5 protein-coding genes are annotated in these 6080 nt (G+C 66.5%); 3 read left to right on the top strand and 2 right to left on the bottom strand.

What is annotated here, in order from left to right:
• Position 1 precedes the first annotated feature (1 nt).
• The 3 genes from WC739_RS11865 to WC739_RS11875 are packed head-to-tail and all read left to right on the top strand — an operon-like array spanning position 2 to position 4033.
• The gene (locus tag WC739_RS11865; protein WP_372953223.1) at positions 2-970 is read left to right on the top strand and encodes a D-2-hydroxyacid dehydrogenase; all 969 of its coding nucleotides are present in this window, start codon (positions 2-4) and stop codon (positions 968-970) included.
• Between the two features lie 21 nt (positions 971-991).
• On the top strand, positions 992-2533 hold the full coding sequence (locus WC739_RS11870; RefSeq protein WP_372953224.1) for a trimethylamine methyltransferase family protein: 1542 nt from the start codon (positions 992-994) through the stop codon (positions 2531-2533).
• A 12-nt stretch (positions 2534-2545) separates the two neighbouring features.
• A complete protein-coding gene (locus WC739_RS11875; RefSeq protein ID WP_372953225.1) occupies positions 2546-4033 on the top strand; it encodes an amidohydrolase family protein in 1488 nt (495 codons plus the stop codon).
• Here WC739_RS11875 and WC739_RS11880 read toward each other — a convergent pair.
• On the bottom strand, positions 4018-4683 hold the full coding sequence (locus WC739_RS11880; protein WP_372953226.1) for a cysteine hydrolase family protein: 666 nt from the start codon (positions 4681-4683) through the stop codon (positions 4018-4020). The two genes, WC739_RS11875 and WC739_RS11880, sit on opposite strands and share 16 nt — an antisense overlap.
• Positions 4680-5963 carry a Zn-dependent hydrolase gene (locus WC739_RS11885; RefSeq protein WP_372953227.1) on the bottom strand — a complete coding sequence of 428 codons (1284 nt, stop codon included), beginning with the start codon at positions 5961-5963 and terminating at the stop codon, positions 4680-4682. The genes WC739_RS11880 and WC739_RS11885 overlap by 4 nt, the downstream gene beginning before the upstream one ends.
• Positions 5964-6080: the final 117 nt, after the last annotated feature.

Below are 6080 nucleotides of genomic sequence, written 5' to 3' on the forward strand. Positions count from 1 at the left end.
CATGTCGGCCGATCCATCCGTCATCCTGCACACCGACCGGCCAGCTGCGGCGCTGGCCGTGCTGAAGGAGACGCATCCGGATCTGACTGTCCATAGCTGCGACAGCTATGCCGCCCTACCCGAGCTGATCGGCCGCGTATCGGCGGAAGTGGTTTACTCCGTGCGCTTCGACGGCACGCCGCGCTATCCGCGCCAGGCCCTGGTCGAAAGCCCGACGGTGAAATGGGTCTCTGTCGGCGGCTCCGGCACCGATCATCTCGGGCGTTGGGACCCGGAGCGGCTCACGGTGACGAATGCGGCGGGCGTTGCCGCCGGCATGCTGGCCGAGTATGCGCTCGGCGCCATGCTGTCCTTCTCGCTTGACCTGCGCGGCTTCGAACGCCGCCAGCAGGCGCGGCAGTGGGGCGGCGGCCGCGTCGAGCCGATCGAAGGCAAGACGGTTTTGATCATCGGCCTCGGCAAGACCGGAACGGCCGTCGCCAGTCGCGCACAGGCGATGGGCATGCAGACGCTCGGCATCCGCGCGCGTCCAAAAGCCATGGCCTGCCTCGACGAGGTGCATGGTCCGGATGCGCTCCCGACCCTGCTGGGGCGAGCCGATTTCATCGTCTGCTGTGTCCCGCTGCTGCCCGGCACGCGCGGTCTGCTCGGTGCGGCAGCCTTCGCCGCGATGAAGCGTTCGGCCGTGCTCATCGACATTTCGCGCGGCGGCGTCGTCGATGAGGCGGCGCTGCTCGCTGCCCTTGACGGCAAGCAGATCAAGGGCGCCGCACTGGATGTCTTTGCGGCCGAGCCACTGCCGGCGGATCATCCGCTGTGGAGCTACGAGAACGTCGCCATCACCCCGCATTGCGCGGCGGTCTATGACGGCTGGGACATCAAGTCGGTGCGGATGTTCGCCGACAATCTGAAGCGCTACCGCAGCGGCGCGCCGCTTGAAAACGTCGTCAGTCCGGAACGCGGCTACTGAAGCCGAGAGGAAAGCAATCTCATGACACAGGACAGGCGCGGCGGCGGCCGCAGGGGGAAGGCCGGGCGCAGCGGCGGCGGCATCGCGCAACTGCCCTGGGAGCACGTGAAGAATCCCTATCCGCCCATGCAACTGCTCGACGAAGAGCGGATGGAGCGGCTCCACGACACGTCGATGCGCATCCTGTCGGAACTCGGCATCCGTGTCATGAGCGACCGGGTGATGGACCTGTTCGCCGCCGCCGGCGCCATCGTCGACCGCGAGGAAAAGACCATCCGCATCGACGAAAGCCTGGTGACCGAGGCACTGCGGGCAGTCCCGTCATCCTTCACGCTGACCAGCCGCAATCCGGAAAAGCAGGTGCATCTCGGCGGCAACTCGCTGGTCTTCGGGCTGGTTGCCGGCCCGCCCAATGTGCATGACCGCATCAATGGCCGCCGCCAGGGCAACCTTCCCGACTACCAGAACTTCATCCGGCTGGCGCACCACTTCAACGCCATCCACATCATCGGCAACCAGGTGGTGGCGCCGATGGAACTGCCAGCCAATTCGCGCCATCTCGACACCTACTACGCCAATTTGACACTCAGCGATCTCTCTTTCCACTGCACGGCGATCGGCCGCGCCAGGGCAATGGACGGGATCAACATGATGGCGATCGCGCGCGGCATTTCCGTCGAGGAGATGCGCGCCTCGCCCGGCGTGACGACGATCATCTCGATCAACTCGCCGCGGCTGTTCGACGACGCGATGGCCGAGGGGCTGATGGCCATGGCCGAACACGGCCAGCCGGTAACCGTCACGCCCTTCACGCTGATGGGTGCGATGACGCCGGTGACGTTGGCGGCCGCACTTTGCCAGCAGAATGCCGAAGCTCTGTTCGGTGTGGTACTGACCCAGTTGGTCAACCCCGGCACGCCTGTGATGTACGGCGCCTTCACCTCCAATGTCGACATGAAGTCGGGCGCGCCGGCCTTCGGCACGCCGGAGAACGCCAAGGCCAACATCATCGCCGGCCAGTTGGCGCGACGCTACAATCTCCCCTACCGCACCTCGAATGCGAATGCCTCGAACGTGGTTGATCTGCAGGCCGCCTACGAGACGGAAATGGCGACATGGGGCGCGGTGCTGGGTGGCGCCAACTTGATCTACCATGCGGCGGGCTGGCTGGAGGGCGGCCTGACGGCGTCCTACGAAAAGCTCGTGCTCGACGTCGAGATCCTGCAGAACATGATGGAGTTCCTGCGCCCGCTGCCGTTCCAGGAGGACGATCTGGGTTTCGAGGCGATCAAGTCGGTGCCGGCCGGCGGCCATTTCTTCGGCGCCGAGCACACCATGTCGCGCTACACGACCGCCTTCTACCAGCCGATGCTGTCCAACTGGCAGAACCACGGCGCCTGGGAGGAAGCGGGCGGCAAGGACGCGCTCGAGCGGGCGACGGAGCTCTGGCAGCAGGCGCTGCATGACTACGAAGAACCGGTGATGGACCCCGCGATCCGCGAGGAGCTCGACGCCTATGTCGCGAAACGCCGCGAGGAGATCGCCGTCGATCCGGAAGCTTAGGAAGTCCGCCTGATGCCTTATGATCTCGTCATCCGGAACGCGACCCTGATCGCCGGTGACGGTTCGAAACCTTTCGCGGCCGACATCGCCGTCACCGGCGACCGGATTGCCGCCATTGGTCGGCTGGAAGAGGCACAGGGCAACGAGGAGATCGATGCCGGGGGCAAGGTCGTGGCGCCGGGCTTCATCGACGTCCACACCCATGACGATGGCGCGCTCCTGGCGCCGCGCGGCATGGACCCGAAGATCAGCCAGGGCGTGACGACCGTGATCGCCGGCAATTGCGGCGTCAGCCTGGCGCCGCTGCTGCTCGACAGGACGCCGCCGCCGCCCTTCACCCTGGTCGGCGGCCAGGAGAATTTCCGCTTCGATCGCTTTGCCGATTATGTTGCCGAGCTGAAGCGACGCGGCATCGCCACCAACGCCGCGCTGCTGGTCGGCCACACCACGCTGCGCCAACGCTGCATGCCCGTCACTGACAGGCCGGCCAACGAGGCGGAGACGGCGGCAATGCAGGAGACCGTGGAGCAGGCAATGGCCGAGGGGGCTTTCGGCCTCAGCACCGGCCTCGACTATCCGCCGGCGGTGAACTCCTCGACCGAAGAGGTCATGGCGCTGGCCGCGACAGCGGCGGGCCTCGGCGGCCCCTATGTCACCCATACGCGCAACTATTTCGAGACGATGGACGAGGCGATCGAGGAAGCCATCGACATTGCCGGCCATGCTGGCGGCAAGCTGTTCATCTCGCACCACCAATGCACCGGCCGCGCCAATTTCGGCAAAAGCCTCCCGTCCCTGGAAAGGATCGACCGGGCGCGCGAGACGATGGATATCGGCATGGATGTCTATCCCTATGCCGCGAGTTCGACAGTGCTTCGCCTGGAGCGCTGCGACACCGGCCTGAAGATCCTCGTCACCTGGTCCGATCCGCATCCCGAGATGGCCAGGCGCGAGATCGCCGACATCGCGCTCGAATGGAACTGCACGGAGCGCGAAGCGGGCGAACGGCTGCTGCCGGCGGGCGCTGTCTACTTCCAGCTCGACGAGACGGATGTGCGCAACATCATCGCGCATCCGCGCACCATGATCGGCTCGGACGGCCTGCCGCACGACATCCATCCGCATCCGCGCCTCTGGGGCACCTTTCCGCGCGTGCTCGGCCACTATGCCAGGGATGTCGGCCTGTTCAGCCTGGAGGAGGCGGTGTTCCGCATGACCGGCCTGCCGGCGCGTGAATTCGGCATCCAGCAGCGCGGGCTGCTGGCCGAAGGCAATTTCGCCGACCTCGTCATCTTCGATCCCGCGACGATCATCGACACCGCCACCTTCGAGGAGCCGCGCCGGCCAGCCGCCGGCATCGAGAACGTCTTCGTCAACGGCGTGTGCGTGTGGAGTGGCGGCAAGGCGACCGGAGCGCTGCCGGGCACAGTGCTCAAGCCCACGGCTTCAAGGGTTGTCAGAGGCGCATGCGGCTGCGGCGCCGATCACAAGGCCTCGTAGTTCCGATCCACCGTTTCCAGCGTGTAGACGAACTCCACCGGCCGCGTGCAGCGCCAGCCGTCGAAAGGTTGGCCGGCGAGCGCCTTCAACGCCTCGGGCAGGCGCAGGACGCCGCCGCCATAGAGCCGGTTGGCCATGTCCAGCATGCCGGTGCGGTGCATGGCCTCGCTCATGCTGCCGCAGGCCTCCTTGACCAGCCAGACCCTGAACCCCTGATAGACCCCGTCGAACACACTGGCAGTCACGCAGCTGTCGGTCAGCACGCCGGCAACGATCAGGTTCTCGATCTTGCGGTCGACAAGCCGAGTTGAAAGATCGGTGCGGCGAAAGGCGCTCGGCCAGTGCTTGTGGATGACGATGTCGCCGGGCAGCGCCGCCACCTCGGCGCAGATCGCGGCGCCATCGCTGCCGGCTATCGCGGAGCGGAATTCCTCGGTCAGGATCTCCTCCTGCCTTGCATAACCATCGCGTTCCTCCGGCTTAACCCAGGCCTGCGCATGGATGACGGGCACGCCTGCCGCGCGGGCGGCTTCGATGAGCGCGGCGGCATTGGCGAGCACCGCGTCATAGCCGATGACCGGCCAGGCCGCGTCGGGACGGTATTCGTTCTGCAGATCGATGACGAGCAAGGCGGTCGCGGCAAGGTTCATGGCTGTCCCGGGAGATTGTCGAAGTCGGTGACGAATTGAAGAAGCAAGCGGATCGCCTGGTCGAGGTCGGCGATCTCCATTGCTTCATGCGGGTTGTGGCTGCCATTCTCGTTGCGCACGAAGATCATGGCGGTGGCAATGCCGGCGCCGGCAAAGCTGGCCGCGTCATGCCCCGCTCCGCTCGGCACATGCGGCGCTTGTATTCGCAGCTCGGCGGCGGCGCGGTCCAGCCTCGCGATCAACGCCGGCGACATGGTCGCTGGCTCCCAGCTGAAGCGCGGTCCGGCCTCGAAGCTGACGCCACGCTTGTTGCCCAGTTCGGCAAAAAGCACGTGCAGCCTTGCCTCGATCCGGTCGAGCACCGCGGCCTCGGCGCTGCGCACATCGAGCGTGAAGCGAAGCTCGCCAAGCACGCGGCTGCCGCCGTGCTGGCTCGGATCCGATTCCACCCGGCCGAAAGTGATGGTGGCCTCATGCCCGTCACGCTCGAGCGCGTCCCATTCCGCTTCAAGGCCGGCGACAAGGTCGGCGAAGCCGAGCACGCTGTCATGGCGGGCGAAGCGCGGCTCGGCGCCCGAATGCGCGTAGGCGCCAAGGCATCTCGCCTCGACATGGCGAAAGCCGCCGGCGATCCCGGTGACGATGCCAACCGGCGCGCCGGCTGCCACAAGGCGCGGCCCCTGCTCGATATGCACTTCGACGAAAGCCGCGATCCGGCCGGCATCGATGCCCGGCACGCCGCGCCGCACGGCGTCAGGGTCGAAACCCTCCTCCAGCATATGGTCAGCCAGAGAGCGTCCGCTGTCCGACCGCTTCGCCTCCAGCGCTGTCGGCTCCAGTAGGCCGAGCGCGGCCTGGCTGCCCGGATAGGACAGCGGAAACCAGACCGCTTCCTCGGCGCGGGTCGCCAGCACGATCAGGTCGCGCGGCAATTGGATGCCTTGCCCGACCAATTCGGCCATCACCGCCAACCCCGCCACCATCCCCGCGGCGCCGTCGAAATTGCCGCCATGCGGCACGCTGTCGAGATGCGAGCCGATAATGATTGCCGGCAAATCGGGAATACGGCCCTTCAGCGTCAAATAGAGATTGCCGGCGGCATCGACGCGCGCCGAGGCGCCGAGTTGCTCGGCTTCGTCGCGGATGAGGTCATGGGCAAAACGCTCGCCGGGCCCATAAGCCGCGCGGGTTACGCCGGGCGGGTCTGCCGTGGCTTGCGCAAGTCTCTCCAGCAGGTGGCCGGCAAGCCTGCCGCCGCCTGTCAGCGCGGCACTGCTCATGAAGCAACCTGCACGGCTTGAAAATCGACGCCGCGCAGCCGGTGTGGCGTCAGATCGTCCATCGAAACGCCTTGCCTAGCGACATCATCGGGAAAACCCTTGCCGGCGATCAGGCTG

This window comes from Mesorhizobium sp. (assembly GCF_041661565.1).
Classification (GTDB): Bacteria; Pseudomonadota; Alphaproteobacteria; order Rhizobiales; family Rhizobiaceae; genus Mesorhizobium.

Coding starts and splice junctions, on each gene's coding strand:
- WC739_RS11870 (WP_372953224.1), top strand. CDS start 992: ATGACACAGGACAGGCGCGGCGGCGGCCGCAGGGGGAAGGCCGGGCGC.
- WC739_RS11875 (WP_372953225.1), top strand. CDS start 2,546: ATGCCTTATGATCTCGTCATCCGGAACGCGACCCTGATCGCCGGTGAC.
- WC739_RS11885 (WP_372953227.1), bottom strand. CDS start 5,963: ATGAGCAGTGCCGCGCTGACAGGCGGCGGCAGGCTTGCCGGCCACCTG.
- WC739_RS11865 (WP_372953223.1), top strand. CDS start 2: ATGTCGGCCGATCCATCCGTCATCCTGCACACCGACCGGCCAGCTGCG.
- WC739_RS11880 (WP_372953226.1), bottom strand. CDS start 4,683: ATGAACCTTGCCGCGACCGCCTTGCTCGTCATCGATCTGCAGAACGAA.